We start from the raw sequence: 887 nt of genomic DNA on the forward strand, positions 1-887 counted from the left end.
GAGAACAGATCGCCGACGAGACCGTAATCGGCGACGCTGAAGATCGGCGCTTCGGGGTCTTTGTTGATCGCGACGATGACCTTCGAGTCTTTCATGCCGGCCAAGTGCTGAATCGCGCCCGAGATGCCGACCGCCACGTACAGTTGCGGCGCGACGATCTTGCCGGTTTGACCCACCTGAAAGTCGTTCGGGACATAGCCGGCATCGACTGCCGCGCGCGATGCGCCCAGCGCCGCGCCGAGTTTGTCGGCGAGCGGTTCTAGCGTCTTCGTGTAGTTCTCGCCGCTGCCCAGACCACGGCCACCCGACACGATGATGTGCGCGCTCGTCAGTTCCGGACGATCGAGCTTCGTCACTTCACGGCTCACGAACTGCGAGATGCCTGCATCGGCTGCCGCTTCGATCGTCTCGACCGCTGCGCTGCCGCCTTCCGCCGCAACCGGATCGAAGCCCGTCGCGCGAACGGTGATGACCTTGATCGGATCGCTCGATTGAACCGTGGCGATGGCGTTGCCTGCGTAGATTGGGCGTTCGAAAGTATCGGCGCTATCGACGGCGGTGATGTCGCTGATTTGCGCGACGTCCAAGTGTGCAGCGATACGCGGCGCGATGTTCTTACCGTACGCGGTCGCCGGAGCGAGGATGTGCGAATAATCCTTCGCGATGTTCAACACCGTAGCTTCGACGTTTTCCGCGAGGCCTTCAGCGAGTTGCGGCGCATCGGCGAGCAGCACTTTGCTGACGCCCGCGATCTTCGCCGCCGCATCCGCCGCGCCCTGCGCGTTCGAGCCCGCGATCAGCACATGCACATCGCCACCAATCTTCGATGCCGCCGCAACCGTGTTCAGCGTCGCTGCCTTGATCGACGCATTGTCGTGTTCTGCAAT

At 62.7% G+C, this 887-nt stretch carries 1 protein-coding gene; it reads right to left on the minus strand.

The window, feature by feature from the left end; translation table 11 throughout:
- The coding region (locus NCS00_RS27520; RefSeq protein ID WP_250441515.1) for an electron transfer flavoprotein subunit alpha/FixB family protein at positions 1 to 887 on the minus strand (887 nt) is incomplete at both ends.

The organism is Caballeronia sp. AZ1_KS37 (assembly GCF_023631165.1).
GTDB classification, from domain to species: Bacteria; Pseudomonadota; Gammaproteobacteria; order Burkholderiales; family Burkholderiaceae; genus Caballeronia; species Caballeronia zhejiangensis.